General features: G+C 72.4%; 1 protein-coding gene. It reads left to right on the forward strand.

What is annotated here, in order from left to right:
* Positions 1 to 511: hypothetical protein (locus tag AN218_RS37185; protein WP_079132701.1), on the forward strand; the 511-nt coding region annotated here is incomplete at its 5' end.
* Positions 512 to 728: the final 217 nt, after the last annotated feature.

Below are 728 nucleotides of genomic sequence, written 5' to 3' on the forward strand. Positions count from 1 at the left end.
CGGGGACGGCGACCGGGGCGGCCCGCATCCGGAGCGCGCCGGCGCACAGCACCGGCCGGCCGCCGCGGCCGCGGACGACGACTACCAGTCGACGCTGACGCTCGGCGACGGACGCAAGGTCCATGTGCGGCTGGTGAAGGGCACCGGCGTGCAGGAGCGGCACACCGCCTCCGGCGGCGCCGGCTGGAGCAAGTGGAAGACGCTGTACAAGACGAAGACCGACCTGTGCCAGGGCGTCGGTCTGGAGGAGCGTGAGGGCACCGTCTCCCTCACCGCCGACTTCGGCCTGTACTGCTACGACGGCGAGCCCCCGACGGAGTCCGTGGCCGGGGTCGGCACCGGCGATCTGTCGAAGTGGGACATCGACGTCACCGACGACTTCGACGGCTGGCAGGACACCTCGATCAATGACGACGGCAGCCGCGTCACCTTCCTCTACGACAGCGACGCCGGTCTCTACACCCTCCGCTGGGAGCAGAGCGAGGGCTTCTCGGAGATAAGCCGCCCCTGAGACGGCGGCGTGCGCGTACCCCCGACTCCCGTGCAGGACCGCGGAGTCGGGGCCCGCGCCCGTACGGACGCGGCGGAGGAGCCCGTCTGTACGGAGCGGGGGACACGCGGGGCGCGGAGGCTGTACGCCCGCGCCCCGCGTGGTCGTATCTCGGCAGTGGCGGGGGAGACGCCGAGAGACGAGGAACCGCATGAGAGCACCGATCCGCCGCCGTGCC

Source organism: Streptomyces nanshensis (genome assembly GCF_001751255.1).
Classification (GTDB): domain Bacteria; phylum Actinomycetota; class Actinomycetes; order Streptomycetales; family Streptomycetaceae; genus Streptomyces; species Streptomyces nanshensis_A.